Origin of the sequence: Acidovorax sp. ACV01 (assembly GCF_014851495.1) — a bacterium.
Lineage (GTDB): Bacteria > Pseudomonadota > Gammaproteobacteria > Burkholderiales > Burkholderiaceae_C > Acidovorax > Acidovorax radicis.
This window is the reverse complement of record NZ_JACUZT010000006.1, coordinates 411,184-424,427: the sequence shown is the minus strand read 5'-3', so window position 1 is coordinate 424,427 and position 13,244 is coordinate 411,184. Positions and strand designations below refer to the sequence as shown.

16 protein-coding genes are annotated in these 13,244 nt (G+C 65.0%); 3 read left to right on the top strand and 13 right to left on the bottom strand.

Annotation, left to right across the window (positions count from 1 at the left end):
• Window positions 1-120: 120 nt before the first annotated feature.
• The 11 genes from tolA to IB243_RS19300 all read right to left on the bottom strand — a co-directional run bounded on the left by tolA (window position 121) and on the right by IB243_RS19300 (window position 8,363).
• On the bottom strand, window positions 121-1,089 hold the full coding sequence (gene tolA, locus IB243_RS19350; RefSeq protein WP_192428775.1) for a cell envelope integrity protein TolA: 969 nt from the start codon (window positions 1,087-1,089) through the stop codon (window positions 121-123).
• Between the two features lie 30 nt (window positions 1,090-1,119).
• Window positions 1,120-1,548: an ExbD/TolR family protein gene (locus tag IB243_RS19345; RefSeq protein ID WP_192428774.1), complete on the bottom strand. Its 429-nt coding sequence runs from the start codon at window positions 1,546-1,548 to the stop codon at window positions 1,120-1,122.
• Window positions 1,549-1,562: 14 nt separating this feature from the next.
• Window positions 1,563-2,276, bottom strand: coding sequence for a protein TolQ (gene tolQ, locus IB243_RS19340; protein ID WP_192428773.1), 714 nt, complete (start codon window positions 2,274-2,276; stop codon window positions 1,563-1,565).
• Window positions 2,273-2,692 (bottom strand): tol-pal system-associated acyl-CoA thioesterase, encoded by a 420-nt coding sequence (ybgC, locus tag IB243_RS19335; RefSeq protein ID WP_192428772.1) that lies wholly within the window; start codon window positions 2,690-2,692, stop codon window positions 2,273-2,275. The genes tolQ and ybgC overlap by 4 nt, the downstream gene beginning before the upstream one ends.
• Window positions 2,693-2,698: 6 nt before the next feature.
• Window positions 2,699-3,895: a pyridoxal phosphate-dependent aminotransferase gene (locus tag IB243_RS19330; protein WP_192428771.1), complete on the bottom strand. Its 1,197-nt coding sequence runs from the start codon at window positions 3,893-3,895 to the stop codon at window positions 2,699-2,701.
• A gap of 105 nt (window positions 3,896-4,000) precedes the next feature.
• On the bottom strand, window positions 4,001-4,558 hold the full coding sequence (nusB, locus tag IB243_RS19325) for a transcription antitermination factor NusB (RefSeq protein WP_010460233.1): 558 nt from the start codon (window positions 4,556-4,558) through the stop codon (window positions 4,001-4,003).
• Window positions 4,555-5,019, bottom strand: a complete 465-nt coding sequence (gene ribH / locus IB243_RS19320) for a 6,7-dimethyl-8-ribityllumazine synthase (protein WP_192428770.1) — start codon at window positions 5,017-5,019, stop codon at window positions 4,555-4,557. The genes nusB and ribH overlap by 4 nt, the downstream gene beginning before the upstream one ends.
• A gap of 14 nt (window positions 5,020-5,033) precedes the next feature.
• Window positions 5,034-6,155, bottom strand: coding sequence for a bifunctional 3,4-dihydroxy-2-butanone-4-phosphate synthase/GTP cyclohydrolase II (gene ribBA / locus IB243_RS19315; RefSeq protein WP_192428769.1), 1,122 nt, complete (start codon window positions 6,153-6,155; stop codon window positions 5,034-5,036).
• 384 nt (window positions 6,156-6,539) lie between these two features.
• Window positions 6,540-6,836, bottom strand: a complete 297-nt coding sequence (locus tag IB243_RS19310; RefSeq protein ID WP_192428768.1) for a 2Fe-2S iron-sulfur cluster-binding protein — start codon at window positions 6,834-6,836, stop codon at window positions 6,540-6,542.
• Between the two features lie 31 nt (window positions 6,837-6,867).
• Window positions 6,868-7,512, bottom strand: coding sequence for a DUF938 domain-containing protein (locus IB243_RS19305; RefSeq protein WP_192428767.1), 645 nt, complete (start codon window positions 7,510-7,512; stop codon window positions 6,868-6,870).
• A 569-nt stretch (window positions 7,513-8,081) separates the two neighbouring features.
• Window positions 8,082-8,363, bottom strand: coding sequence for a DUF427 domain-containing protein (locus IB243_RS19300; protein ID WP_010460243.1), 282 nt, complete (start codon window positions 8,361-8,363; stop codon window positions 8,082-8,084).
• 338 nt (window positions 8,364-8,701) lie between these two features.
• Between IB243_RS19300 and IB243_RS19295 the strand changes: the two genes are divergently transcribed.
• Both IB243_RS19295 and gshA read left to right on the top strand, forming a co-directional pair.
• Window positions 8,702-9,610, top strand: a complete 909-nt coding sequence (locus IB243_RS19295; RefSeq protein WP_192428766.1) for an SDR family NAD(P)-dependent oxidoreductase — start codon at window positions 8,702-8,704, stop codon at window positions 9,608-9,610.
• A gap of 71 nt (window positions 9,611-9,681) precedes the next feature.
• A complete protein-coding gene (gshA, locus tag IB243_RS19290; protein WP_192428765.1) occupies window positions 9,682-11,208 on the top strand; it encodes a glutamate--cysteine ligase in 1,527 nt (508 codons plus the stop codon).
• An 85-nt stretch (window positions 11,209-11,293) separates the two neighbouring features.
• Here the strand turns inward: gshA and IB243_RS19285 are convergent, their stop codons facing one another.
• On the bottom strand, window positions 11,294-11,521 hold the full coding sequence (locus IB243_RS19285) for an oxidoreductase-like domain-containing protein (protein WP_225585045.1): 228 nt from the start codon (window positions 11,519-11,521) through the stop codon (window positions 11,294-11,296).
• On the bottom strand, window positions 11,521-11,772 hold the full coding sequence (locus tag IB243_RS19280; protein ID WP_192428764.1) for a hypothetical protein: 252 nt from the start codon (window positions 11,770-11,772) through the stop codon (window positions 11,521-11,523). Before IB243_RS19280 ends, IB243_RS19285 begins: the two co-directional genes overlap by 1 nt.
• A 94-nt stretch (window positions 11,773-11,866) precedes the next feature.
• Here IB243_RS19280 and ylqF point away from each other — a divergent pair, with 94 nt between their 5' ends.
• Complete coding sequence (gene ylqF, locus IB243_RS19275; RefSeq protein WP_192428763.1) at window positions 11,867-12,835, top strand: ribosome biogenesis GTPase YlqF; 969 nt, start codon at window positions 11,867-11,869, stop codon at window positions 12,833-12,835.
• Window positions 12,836-13,244: the final 409 nt, after the last annotated feature.

Here is a 13,244-nt window from a genome sequence, read left to right as displayed (position 1 = left end):
TATGTTATGCTATTAAATACATAGCTATCTGCGCTTGACTATCAAGCGCTAGAGGTCAAAAAAAGCCAAAAAAAGCGCCCGGTACTTCCGGGCGCTTTTTTTCGGGGCTTTGAACAGGCTCTAGTCCTGTGGCCTGAAACCAATGGTCAGGGAAGACGGCACGCGCCCATCCACATCGCGCGGCAGGGTCTCGGTCTTGTCCAGCGCGCGCAGCACGGCCTCGTCCCAGGCCTTGTTGCCGCTCGACTGCACGAGCCGTTTGCCCACGATGGTGCCGTCGGGCGAGAGGCGCACTTCCACCTCGGCACGCGGGTTGCCCGAGATCGCGTCGGGGTACACGATGTTGGGCTTGACCTTGGCCGCCACCTTGCCGCCGTAGCCGCCTGACGGGCCTGCACTGCGCTGGGCTGTGCCCGTGGCGGTTTCTCCCCCCGTCGCCCCTGCCATGCCCTGGATGCGGCGCAGGTTGGCTTCGCGCTGTTCTGCCAGCTGTTTGGCGTCGGCTTCGGATTTGCGCTTGGCGGCGTCGTCCGCCTTGCGCTTGTCTTCGGCCAGCTTCCTTTGCTTGTCCTGCTCGGCTTTCTTCTGCTCGGCCAGCTGTTTTTCGCGCTGTTCCTTTTCCTTGTCTTTTTCCTTTTGCAGGCGCTCTTTCTTCTCCTGCTCCAGGCGGTCGCGGCGCTCGTCTTCCTTGCGTTCGCGTTCACGCTTGTCGCGCTCTTGCTGCTGTTCGCGCGCCTTCTTTTCCTGTTCCAGGCGCTTTTTCTCGCGTTCGATGGCGATGTCGGCCTCGCGGGTGTCGGGCGGCTCCACAGCGCGCGGGGGCGGTGGTGGGGGCGGAGCAGGCGGACGCACTTCCGGTGGGGCGGGCGGTGGGGGCGGGGGCTCAACGGCACGCGCCGCCGCCTGCTGGGGCACCGCTGCCCACAGTTCGGCTTCCACCGCAGGCTGGTCGGCGCTGTTCTTCCAGTTCACGCCCCAGGTGAGTGCGCCGATGAGCACGACATGCACGAGCACCGCCAGCGTGATGGCACGCAAGCGTGCCGGGGGCCGGGGCGGGGAAAACTGGTCGCGGTCGTTGTGGGCGTGCATGGGCGTGAGAGCGGCTGGCGAGAGTTCGGTTCAACCGCCCTGTTTGACGGAAAGCCCTACGCGTTGCACACCCGCCTTTTGCAAGGCATCCATGGTCTTCACCACGTTTTCGTACTGCACGCCCTTGTCGGCGCTGATGACCACCGCACTGGCGCTGTCGGCCCCCTGGGCCTTCTGCCAACGGCTGGCGGCATCGCCGATCTCGCGCTGGTTCAGGCTGCGTGTGGCTTCGGGCGTCTTGAACTGCAGCGATCCGTCCTTGTTGACGATGACCTGGGCCACTACCTTGGGCATGTTCTTGCCTTTGCCCACGCTGGGCACATCGACAACGCCCGGCGTAAGCATGGGCGCCGTCACCATGAAGATGATGAGCAGCACCAGCATGACGTCGATGAACGGGACCATGTTGATCTCGTTGATGGTGCGGCGGCCTCGGCCGCGGGATGCCATGGCGGGCATGGGAGCCTCCGTGCTCAGTGGCCCGAGGCCGTATGGCCTACGGGCGCGGGCTGGGCGCCCAGGTTGCGCTGAAGAATGTTGGAGAACTCTTCGATGAAGGTCTCCTGGTGCGTGGCCACCCTGTCAATGTCGCGGGCAAAGCGGTTGTAGGCGATCACGGCCGGGATGGCAGCGAACAGGCCAATGGCGGTGGCCACCAGGGCTTCCGCGATGCCGGGGGCCACCGTGGCCAGCGTGACCTGCTCCATGCCCGCAAAGCCGGTGAACGCATGCATGATGCCCCACACGGTGCCAAACAGGCCTACATACGGCGAGACCGAGCCCACCGAAGCCAGGAACGACAGGCTCGACTCCACCACATCCATCTCGCGCTGGAAGCTCGCGCGCATGGCGCGGCGTGCGCCGTCGAGCAGGGTGCCGGGGTCCACGATGCGGCGCTCACGCAGTTTTTGGTATTCACGCATGCCGCTGGCGAAGATGCGCTCCATGGGGCCTGCCTGCCGGGAGTTTTGTGCGGCACTGGCGTACAGGTCATTGAGGCTGGTGCCGGACCAGAACTCGCGCTCGAAGTCTTCGTTCAAGGTCTTGACGCGCTTGAGCGAAAACAGCTTGCGGAAGATGGCGGCCCAGCTGGCGACCGATACGCCGAGCAACAGCAGCATGACGAGTTGCACCACCCAGCTGGCGTGCAGCACCAGGGAGATGATGGACATGTTTTGGGAGTTCATGGTGTGAGTTGTTCCAGGAGGGGGCTCGGAATTCTTGCGGGGCGCATGGTGGCGGCATCGACCCATCCGATGCGGATGGTGCCTTCGGTCAGCAGCAACGGGGCTTGTTCGGTCATCTGCTCTGGTTTCAGGAGCGCACGCTGCACTATTGTCAACGATGCGCGGCCGGTGGCCTGCAGGGCGGCGGTAACAATCAGTTCATCGTCCAGCCGTGCGGGGCGGTGGTAGCGCAGCTGCGCATCGGTTACGACAAACATGCCGCCAGTTTGTTCCTTGAGCTGCTGTTGCCCCACGCCCAGCGAGCGCAGCCATTCAGTGCGCGCACGCTCAAAGAACTTGAGGTAGTTGGCATAGAACACGATGCCACCGGCATCGGTGTCCTCCCAGTAGACGCGAATCGGGAACTCGAACGCCATCGCGCGTTACCCCAGCACGCTGCGCAGCCGCGCCACCGACTCCTGCAGCTGCGCCATGGAATTGGCGGTGGAAAAACGGACAAAGCGCTCCGGCTCGGCGGTGCCAAAGTCGCGACCCGGCGTTACCGCGATGTGCGCGCGGCGCATCAGCTCAAACGCAAAGTCCCAGCTGCAGTTCTTGCCAGAGGTGACGCCCAGGCGCTCGGCGGCTTGCGTGCAGTCCGCCCAGGCGTAGAAGGCCCCGTCGGGCATTACCGGCACCGAAAGGCCCAGCGATTGCAGGGCCGGGATGAAGTAGTCGCGCCGGGCCTTGAATTCGGCGCGGCGGCGTTCGTATTCGGCAATGCTCTCGGCCTCGAAGCAGGCCAGCGCCGCGTGTTGCGACACGGTGCTGGCGCAAATGAACAGGTTTTGTGCCAGGCGTTCGACCACCGGCACCATGGCCTCTGGCACCACCATCCAGCCCAGGCGCCAGCCGGTCATGTTGAAGTACTTGCTGAAGCTGTTGATGCTGATGATGTTCTCATCGATGGCCAGCGCCGTGTGGCCAAACTCTTCCTCGTACGACAGGCCCAGGTAGATCTCATCGATCATCGTGATGCCGTCGTGTGCGCGCACCACCTCATGGATGCGGCGCAGCTCATCGGGCGCAATCGAGGTGCCCGTGGGGTTGGAGGGCGAGGCCAGCAACACCCCCCGCGTCTTCTCGCCCCAGGCCGCGCGCACCTTGTCGGCGCTCAGCTGGTAGCGCTCGGCCGCCGTGGTGGGCAGCAGCACGGCCTTGCCTTCTGCGGCGCTCACGAAATGGCGGTTGCAGGGGTAGCTCGGGTCGGGCATCAGGATCTCGTCGCCCGACTCGATGAGCGCCAGGCATGCGAGTTGCAGCGCGGCCGATGCGCCGGCCGTCACCACGATGCGGCGTGCGGGCACGTTCACGCCGAAGCGGCTCTGGTACCAGCCGCTGATGCGCTCGCGCAAGGCGTCCAGGCCCAATGCATTGGTGTATTGCGTGGCGCCGCTGTGCACGGCGCGGGCTGCGGCCTCCTGCACCAGCGGCGGGGCGGTGAAGTCCGGCTCGCCGATGTTCAGAAAAATCATCGGTTCGCGCGTGCCTGCCACCTCGCGGGCCAGGGCCTGCGCGGCCTTGGCCACTTCCATCACGTAGAACGGTTCGATGCGCTCGGCGCGCGTGGAAAACTTCATGGGAAGGTGTCCTGCCCGAGCGGGTCGGGTGTTGCTCGGAAACTCAAGGGGGAGGGCACCGGGCGTGGCGGCAGATGGCACGCTCCGGAGCGGGCGGCGGTGCGCTCAGGCTTCGTCAACGGGCGCGGAGGGCGCGGTGCCCGAGGCCTTGTCGGCTGCGACTTCCAGCGTGCGCAGCTTGGGGGCCAGGCCGTTGAGCACGGCATTCACGTACTTGTGGCCATCGGTGCCGCCAAACTCTTTGGCAAGCTCAATGCATTCGTTGAGCACCACGCGCCAGGGCACGTCCAGGCAGTGCTGAAACTCGTACACGCCGATCCACATCACCGCATGTTCGATGGGCGAAATCTCGGCCATCTTGCGGTCCAGCAGCGGGGTGATCAGCGCATCCAGGTCAGCGGCGGTGTTGATGCAGCCGTGCAGCAGCGCGTCGTAATGCACCGAGTCGGCCTTGTGAAAGCCCGCCAGGTCGCGCGTGAATGCGTCGATGGCTTCGGGCGTGTTGCCGCCCACCAGGTGCTGGTACAGGGCCTGCAGCGCGAACTCGCGTGCGCGGCTGCGGTTGGACTTGGAGGCTGCCTTGCGCACGCCCGTGCTCTTGAGGCCGGTACGGACTTGCTTGGGAGGGCGTGCCGGCGACGGCGTGGGGGTGTTTTCGCTCATGACAGTTCGTCCAGCAGGTTGGCCATTTCCACCGCAACGCGGGCGGCATCGGTGCCTTTTTCGGTCTGGCGGGCGATCGCCTGCTCGAGGTTTTCGGTGGTGATGATGGCGTTGGCAATGGGGATCTGGTAGTCCAGCGCCAGGCGGGTCACGCCCGCGCCGGATTCATTGGCTACCAGTTCGAAGTGGTAGGTCTCGCCACGGATGATGCAGCCCAGCGCAATCAGTGCGTCGTACTCATCGCTTTCGGCCATGGCCTGCAAGGCCACGGGCACTTCCAGTGCGCCAGGCACCAGCACGTGCTTGATGTGCTTTTCCTGCACGCCCAGGGCCAGCAGCTCGGCACGGCATGCCGCGGCCAATGTGTTGGTGACGCTCTCGTTGAAGCGGGCCTGCACGATGCCGATGTGCAGTTTCTTGCCGTCCAGGCGGTCTGCGGTGCCTTTTTCTGCGCCAAACATAGTGGTATTGCTCTTTATTCTTTGGGGATGAAACCGGTGATTTCGAGGCCGTAGCCGGTCATGCTGGGCATGCGGCGCGGCTGGCCCATGAGGGCCATCTTTTGCACGCCACATTCGCGCAGGATCTGTGCGCCCACGCCATAGGTGCGCAGGTCCATGCGGCCGCGTTCGGGCGCCTGGGCGGAGCGGGCCGTGCCTTCAAACTGCGCCAGCAGCTGGCCCGCGCTTTCGCCACAGTTGAGCAGCACGGCCACGCCCTTGCCTTGTGCGTTGAGGTATTGCAGGCTGGTGTCCAGGCCCCACGAGTGCATGGAGCGGTTGATTTCGAGTGCATCGAACACCGACAGGGGCTCGTGCACCCGCACGGGCACCACGTCGTCGGCGCTCCACTGGCCTTTGACCAGCGCCAGGTGCACGGCCTGGCTGGGCTTGTCGCGGAAGGCATGGGCGGTGAACTCGCCGTAGGCGGTTTGCAGCGTGCGCTGGCCCACTTTTTCGACCAGCGTTTCATTGCGGCTGCGGTGCTCGATCAGGTCGGCAATGGTGCCGATCTTGAGGCCGTGCTCGGCGGCAAACAGCTGCAGATCGGGCAGGCGGGCCATGGTGCCATCGTCCTTCATGATCTCGCAGATCACCGACGCAGGGCTGCAGCCGGCCATGGCGGCCAGGTCGCAACCGGCTTCGGTATGGCCTGCGCGCATCAGCACGCCACCGTCCACCGCCTGCAGCGGGAAGATGTGGCCGGGCTGCACCAGGTCGGAGGGCTGGCTGCCACGGGCCACCGCCACCTGCACGGTGCGGGCACGGTCGGCGGCCGAGATGCCGGTGGTCACTCCCTCGGCGGCCTCGATGGAGACGGTGAAGGCCGTGCTGTATACGGTGCCGTTGCGTGCGGCCATGGGAGGGAGCTTCAGGAACTCGCAGCGCTCGCGGCTCAATGTCAGGCAGATCAGGCCCCGGCCGAAGCGGGCCATGAAGTTGATGGCCTCGGGCGTCACATGGTCGGCGGCCAGGACCAGGTCGCCTTCGTTTTCGCGGTCTTCTTCATCCACCAGGATGACGATGCGCCCGGCGCGCATCTCGGCCACGATGTCCTCGACGGGGGAGATCGGCACGGGGGTGAGGGGGGAGGTCATGGAAGGCTTGGGCTTTCAGAGGGGGCCGCTGGCGATTTGCCTGCTGGCGGTGTGCTGCAGCACAGGTTCCCGTGGCCGAAGGCGGTGGTGCCCCCAAGAAACCAACCCAAAGAACATGCGATGCGGCGCTGCCGCACGTCAAAGGGGCTGAGGGAGCCTCTGCACGAATCATCGCGCTGCGTGCATCTGCGGTCTCGGGCGGTCTGCTGCGTTGCAAATGCTCGCAATAGCCTCGCTATTGCTGCGCTTTGCGCCTTGCAACCCATCCCGATCCGCAGCGCACACTGCCGCGCGATTCATGCAGAGGCTCCCTTGCCCCCGAATGTGTGATTTTAGTGCACCGCGCCCCGGTTCGTATTCAAACGGGGGTGTGCCTGACGCAGATCAGATGGCACTGCCTTGCAGAACGACGTCCGACGCAGGGTATGCCACGCAGGGCAGCACGCAGCCTTCTTCCTTTTCTTCGGCCGTCAGGCCCGGCCATTCGATGGCATAGCGCACGCTGCCTTCCACCAGCTGGCCGATGCAGGTGCGGCAGGTGCCGTTGCGGCAGGAGCTGGGCCAGTCGATGCCGCCTTGCTCCAGCGACAGCAGCAGCGGCTGCTCGGGCCAGGCGTCGCACTGGGTGCCATCGGGCTCGACCTTGGCGATGAAGAAGGGGGCGGCGGTCGGGGTGCTCATGGGGCAGTTCCGTCAGAAGAAAAGAAGTTGGTCAGGCCGCACTGGCGGGTGGGGCGCTGGTCCACACCAGCAGCAGGTTGTTGGCCGGCATTGCATGCCGTTTGGCCAGCTGCAGGCCGGCCTGGGCAGCCACAGCGGCCACGTCGTCGATGTGGCGGATGCCCCAGCTGGCGTCCTGCGCGCGCAGGCTGGTGTCAAAGGCCAGGTTGCCCGAGGCCGTGGGCACGCCGTCTTCCAGGTAGGGGCCATAGGTGACCAGGCAGCCACCCGGCGCCAGGTGCCGGGCGGCGCCTTGCATCAGCCCCGCGCAGCAGGCCCAAGGGGCGATGTGCAGCATGTTGGCGCAGTAGATCAGGTCAAATGATGCGGCGCCAAACGCCGGGCCCTCGCTGGGCCACGGGCTTTGCAGCACATCCAGCTGCAGCGGCGCCCGCACGTTGGCGGCGCCGGCCTGGGTGGCCCAGCCGGTGATCGATGCAAAGTGGGTGGCCTGCTGGTCGGTGGGCTGCCAGGTCCAGCCGGGCAGGGCGGCGGCAAAGTGCACCGCGTGCTGGCCGGTGCCGCTGGCAATCTCCAGCGCGGCGCCGGCGGGCGGCAGCAGCGCCAGCAGCTGCGCCAGGATCGGGGCCTGGTTGCGTTCGGCGGCAGGGCTGTGCTGGAGTGGAGGGATGGGCACGGGAGATTTCTGAGTGTTTTTGGCCGCTAGCGCTTGTCTATAAAGCGCTGGTAGCTATTAAATAAAGAGCATTCCGAAGAGCGCCGACGTGGACTGTACCGCAGGCGCCTTGCCCGTACGGTGCTGCCTGTTTTTTAAGCGGAACAAGGAGTTTCCTTGTAAATCAATGACTTAAGACTGTCATACAAAGCTTGTGCAAGGTTATCCACACCATTGTCCAGTGTCGGCAGGGATAACCGGGGGTTTTGGGGAGGCTCTGCAAGGTGTCGGAGGGCGGATCAGAACAGATATCCGTATTGCCTGTTTTTTAAGCGTTACAAAGATAGCCCTTGTAAATCAATCACTTAAAGCTGTCATACAAGGCTTATCCAAGGTTATCCACACCATTGTCCAGTGCAGGCTGGGATAACCATTGCCATGATTTTGTGTGCTGCCTAAAAATGAGGCATCGCAGGGTGTGCCCTTACAAATCAAGCACTTGGCACTGTCATACAAGGCTTGTCAAAACTTATCCACATGATTGTCCAGTGCTGACAGGGATAACCCGCAGGCCGTGGGCTGCGGGTGGCTCAGGCGGAAACCTTCACGCCCTTCCAGAACGCCACACGGCCTTTGATTTCTTCGGCTTCGGGCTTGGGGTCGGCATAGAACCAGGCGGCGTCGGTGTTCATTTCGCCGTTGACCAGCAGCGACAGGTAGCTGGCCTGGCCCTTCCAGTGGCAGGTGGTCTTGTGGTTGCTGAAGGTGAAGTAGTCGCGGTGGAGCGCACTTTCGGGGAAGTAGTGGTTGCCTTCCACCACCACGGTGTCGTCGCTCTCGGCAACTACCACGTCGTTCCAGACTGCTTTCATGGGAAATCCTTGGTAAAAATGGTCGCTTGCGCTTGATAAATAAGCGCTGATAGCTATGAAATTGTGAGCAATCGGGTGCCGCAACAGGTGCTGCGCCCGAGGAGGGTGTGCGAGGCCAATTATTCCCAATGCGCCGTGCCCGTGCACGCGGTACCTGACCCCGCATGGTTTTCGGCGCAGTGCACGCCCTTGCATTCATTCAGTCGCGTGCGCAACCGGTGACCTGTGCCGCGTGGCTTACAGTGCAGCGCGCGGCGCCAGCACATTGGGGCAGGCTGCCGGATGCTTTTCTATTCCACCGATTGGTGGACCCACCAGACAACAGGAGCACCTTCACCATGGGTATTGATTTCAAAGGCCGCGTGGCCATCGTGACGGGCGCGGGCGGCGGCCTGGGCCGCCAGCATGCGCTGGCGCTGGCGGCGCGGGGCGCCAAGGTGCTGGTCAACGACCTGGGTGGCACGGTGGACGGCAGCGGTGCCACCGTGGGAGCCGCCCAGGCCGTGGTCGATGAGATCCGCGCGGCGGGCGGTGAGGCGTTGGCCAATGGCGCATCCGTCACCGACTTCGCCGCGGTGGAGGCCATGGTGCAGCAGGCCATCGATGCCTGGGGCCGGGTGGACATCCTGGTCAACAACGCGGGCATCCTGCGCGACAAGTCGTTCTCGAAGATGGGCATGGACGACTTCCGCCTGGTGGTGGACGTGCACCTGATGGGTGCCGCCCACTGCTGCAAGGCCGTGTGGCCGCACATGGTGGCGCAGCAGTACGGCCGCATCGTGATGACCACGTCGTCCACCGGCCTGTACGGCAACTTTGGCCAGAGCAACTATGGCGCCGCCAAGCTGGCCCAGGTGGGGCTGATGCAGACCCTGGCCATCGAAGGCGCCAAGTACAACATCCACGTCAACGCCCTGGCGCCCACGGCCGCCACGCGCATGACCGAAGGCCTGATGCCCCAGGAGGTGCTGGACGCCCTCAAGCCCGAGGCCGTGGTGCCCGCCATGCTGGTGCTGGCCCATGAAAGCGCCCCGACGCGCACCATCCTGTGTGCGGGCGCGGGCACCTTCGAGGCGGCCCACATCACCCTAACGCAGGGCATTCATCTGGGCATCGGTGCCGACGTGCCCGAGCAGCTGGCGGCCCGCCTGGCCGAGGTGACCGAGCGCGCGGGTGACCAAGTACCACAAAGTGGTGCAGCCCAAGGAACCAATGAAGTAGGAAAGGCTTTGGCCGCAAGGGCTTGACGCCCCTCTGGGCGGGCCAGCGCCCAACGTGCTAAGTTCCGGGCCGACAGAAGTTGGATCGGTATAAACATATGAGCAAATTGCACGAGAGACTGGCCGCCTACCCGGCGGACGCCCTGGGGGGGATTCGCCGCGGCATTGAAAAGGAAGGGCTGCGGGTGTTGCCCACCGGCGGCCTGGCCCTCACGCCGCACCCGCTGGCGCTGGGCTCGGCCCTCACGCACCCGCTGATCACCACCGATTACAGCGAGTCGCAGCTCGAACTCATCACCGGCGCTCGCAAGGGCGTGCACGAATGCCTCGATGAGCTGACCGAGGTGCACCAGTTTGTGCACCACACCCTCAAAGAGAGCGGCGGCGAGCTGCTCTGGGCGTCCAGCATGCCCTGTGGCCTGCCCACCGACGAGACGATTCCGATTGGCCGCTACGGCAGCTCCAACGTGGGCCGCGCCAAGAGCGTGTACCGCATGGGCCTGGGCCACCGTTATGGCCGCCGCATGCAGACCATTTCGGGCATCCACTACAACTGGTCGCTGCCGGGTGTGGACAGCGAGCAGTATTTTTCGCTGATCCGCAACTTCCGCCGGCACGCGTTTGTGCTGCTGTACCTGTTTGGGGCCTCGCCCGCGCTGTGCCCCTGTTTTGTGGAAGGGCGCGAGCACCGCCTGCAGCGCATGGAGGGCGGCAGCGCGCTGTACCTGCCCCACGCCACCTCGCTGCGCATGGGGCGCCTGGGCTACCAGAGCGACGCGCAGGCCACGCTGGCCGTGAGCTACAACGGCCTCGCGGGCTACGCCAACTCGCTGCACGAGGCGTTGACCAAGCCGTACCCCGCCTACGAGACCGTGGGCGTGCGCAACCCGGGCGGTGATTACAACCAGCTGGGCACCAGCCTGCTGCAGATCGAGAACGAGTTCTACGGCACCATCCGCCCCAAGCGCACCGTGCGCACCGGCGAGCGCCCGCTGCATGCGCTGCGCGAGCGCGGCGTCGAATATGTCGAAGTGCGCCTGATGGACCTGGACCCCTTCGTGCCCGTGGGCATCACGGCGCCCACCATGCGCCTGCTGGATGTGTTCTTGCTGCACTGCCTGCTGTCCGACAGCCCGCCCGACACACCGGCCGAAATTGCCGAGCTCAAGCAGAACCAGCACCTCACGGCCGAGCGGGGCCGCGAGCCCGGCTTGCAGCTTTCGCGCAATGGCCAGAGTGTGCGGCTGACCGAATGGGGCGCCGAAGTGCTGGCCGCGTGTGCGCCTTTGGCTGCGGCGCTGGACGCCACCCATGGCACGGATGACTACAGCGCCGCGCTGCGCGACGCCCGCGCGCTGATGTCTGCGCCCGAGCGCACACCGTCAGCCCGCGTGCTCGACAGCATCGTGGGCGAGCATCACCACAGCTTTGAGTCTTTTGCCCGCCAACAGTCCATCGCTGCGCGTGACGCACTGCTGGGCCTGCCGTGGACGGCAGAGCAGCAGGCACGTTACCTGGCGATGGCGGATGAATCGATTGCCGCGCAGAAGGCCATCGAGGCGGCGGACACACTGCCGTTTGAGGAATGGCGCGAGCAGTACATGTCGGTGAAGGAGCTCGGGTGATGCGGCACGCAGGCTGCATTCACTCCTGATTTGATAGCTTCTTGCGCCTATCTTTAAAGCGCTAGAGGCCGATTTGGCTGAAAATTCAGCCCTCCAGCCGCAGCAGCGCCTCTTGCCGCCAGTATTCGGCGGCGTGCAGAAACCCCTCCCACACGCAGCCATTGCAGCCGCGCCCGCAGCAGGTGGTGGGCTCGGGCGGCGGGTTGCGCAGTAGGATGCCCGCTTCGACAGCCTGTTGCTGAAGGGCCTGGAACATGGCCTGGGCCGTGGCGCCGTCCACAGCGCGCGCCAGGGTGGTGAGGGTCGCCGACATCACGGCTGGCGGCGCGTGGCCTTGGCGCGGCGCATGCCGTACTGCACCCCGAACGCAATGCCCAGCACGAGCGCAAACCAGCCCACCAGGGCCGCCTGGCCCATGAGATCACGCACGCTGGCGGAGCGCGCCACATAGGGCGCCAGCAGGATGACCAGGCCAATCAGTGCGCAGGTCACGCCCTTGAACAGCACTTCCTTATCGGCCTTGCTGGCGGTGGCTTTGCGCGGGGTGTCGAGAGGTGCTGGCATGGAGGTCAAATAACGCGGTGGCGTGGGCAAGTGAGGACCGCGATTATCCTTGCCACCCTCAGACAGTATCGAAAACACAAGAAAGTACCCCCGCATGGCCATCCAGTGGTTCCCCGGTCACATGCACCTGACCCGTAAAGCCATCACCGAACGCATCAAGGACATTGACGTGGTGATCGAGGTGCTGGACGCGCGCCTGCCTGGCTCCAGCGCCAACCCGCTGCTGGCCGAGATCACGGGCCACAAGCCCACGCTCAAGGTGCTCAACAAGCAGGACGTGGCCGACGCAGACCGCACGGCCCTGTGGGTGGACTGGTACAACGCCCAGAGCGACACGCGTGCCTTGCCGCTCGATGCGTCGGACCCGGCCCCCACGCGCAAGCTGATTGACGCCTGCCACCTGCTGTCGCCCAACCGGGGCGGCATGGCCAAGCCCATGCGCGTGCTGATCTGCGGTGTGCCCAACGTCGGCAAATCCACGCTGATCAACACCCTTAGCAACAAACGCCAGGCCAAGACGGGCGACGAGGCCGGCATCACCAAGCTGGAGCAGCGCATCACGCTGGCCGATGACTTCTACCTGTGGGACACGCCCGGCATGCTGTGGCCGCGCATCATCGTGCCCGAAAGTGGCTACAACCTGGCCGCCAGCGGCGCCGTGGGCCGCAATGCCTACGACGAGGAACTGGTGGCGCTGGAGCTGCTGCGCCGCCTGCAGCAGAACTATGCACCGTTGTTGGAGGCGCGCTACAAGCTGGGCCTGCCGCAGGGGGCTGTGGCATCCATGCACGACGAAGAGCTGCTCGAAGCCATTGGCCGCAAACGCGGTGCCATGCTGGGCGGTGGCAGGGTCAACCTGCAAAAGACGGCCGAGATCGTGATGACGGACTTCCGCACCGCCATCCTGGGGCGCGTGACCTTGGAGACGCCAACCGAGTTTGAAGCGTGGAGAGCTGCGGGCTTGGCCGAAGACGCCAAGCGCCAGGCCAAAAAAGACGCGCGCACCCACTCCAAGGGCAAGGGCTCCGGCGTGCGTGATCCGTCGTCTGGTGATGCGCCATAAACCCGGTTCATCGCCCGGCAGCACTGTGAGCGCGCTGAACTGATAGTACAACCCCCGGAGGGTACGCATGGCATCCACAGTCGTTGCCATTGGCCCGCATGGGTCAGTCGGGACAGCTGTGGTCAGGTGTCTTCCAAGGCGCCCGGTCACGGTGAGGGCCAGGGACTGTGCACATCGGTGTTTGCCATGGCAGCTGCCACGCGGGCCGCACCGCGTCCGCACCCACTCCCCCACCAGTGGATATAGGGAAAACCTGCTGGCCGCCTGTTAAGAGATATGACATCGTATCTCTGCTCGCCCGCGTGACGCCCTGATACCTCCGTCGTGAAGCAGGGCGCCACGCACCGGCGCCGCAGTGCTGTGCACCGCCGACTCGCAGGCCCTGCGATCGCGGTGACGATAACAACGA

Excerpts from the sequence above, each read along its gene's own strand:
- tolA (WP_192428775.1), bottom strand. The coding sequence starts at position 1,089 with ATGCACGCCCACAACGACCGCGACCAGTTTTCCCCGCCCCGGCCCCCG.
- IB243_RS19345 (WP_192428774.1), bottom strand. The coding sequence starts at position 1,548 with ATGCCCGCCATGGCATCCCGCGGCCGAGGCCGCCGCACCATCAACGAG.
- tolQ (WP_192428773.1), bottom strand. The coding sequence starts at position 2,276 with ATGAACTCCCAAAACATGTCCATCATCTCCCTGGTGCTGCACGCCAGC.
- ybgC (WP_192428772.1), bottom strand. The coding sequence starts at position 2,692 with ATGGCGTTCGAGTTCCCGATTCGCGTCTACTGGGAGGACACCGATGCC.
- IB243_RS19330 (WP_192428771.1), bottom strand. The coding sequence starts at position 3,895 with ATGAAGTTTTCCACGCGCGCCGAGCGCATCGAACCGTTCTACGTGATG.
- nusB (WP_010460233.1), bottom strand. The coding sequence starts at position 4,558 with ATGAGCGAAAACACCCCCACGCCGTCGCCGGCACGCCCTCCCAAGCAA.
- ribH (WP_192428770.1), bottom strand. The coding sequence starts at position 5,019 with ATGTTTGGCGCAGAAAAAGGCACCGCAGACCGCCTGGACGGCAAGAAA.
- ribBA (WP_192428769.1), bottom strand. The coding sequence starts at position 6,155 with ATGACCTCCCCCCTCACCCCCGTGCCGATCTCCCCCGTCGAGGACATC.
- IB243_RS19310 (WP_192428768.1), bottom strand. The coding sequence starts at position 6,836 with ATGAGCACCCCGACCGCCGCCCCCTTCTTCATCGCCAAGGTCGAGCCC.
- IB243_RS19300 (WP_010460243.1), bottom strand. The coding sequence starts at position 8,363 with ATGAAAGCAGTCTGGAACGACGTGGTAGTTGCCGAGAGCGACGACACC.
- IB243_RS19295 (WP_192428766.1), top strand. The coding sequence starts at position 8,702 with ATGGGTATTGATTTCAAAGGCCGCGTGGCCATCGTGACGGGCGCGGGC.
- gshA (WP_192428765.1), top strand. The coding sequence starts at position 9,682 with ATGAGCAAATTGCACGAGAGACTGGCCGCCTACCCGGCGGACGCCCTG.
- IB243_RS19285 (WP_225585045.1), bottom strand. The coding sequence starts at position 11,521 with ATGTCGGCGACCCTCACCACCCTGGCGCGCGCTGTGGACGGCGCCACG.
- IB243_RS19280 (WP_192428764.1), bottom strand. The coding sequence starts at position 11,772 with ATGCCAGCACCTCTCGACACCCCGCGCAAAGCCACCGCCAGCAAGGCC.
- ylqF (WP_192428763.1), top strand. The coding sequence starts at position 11,867 with ATGGCCATCCAGTGGTTCCCCGGTCACATGCACCTGACCCGTAAAGCC.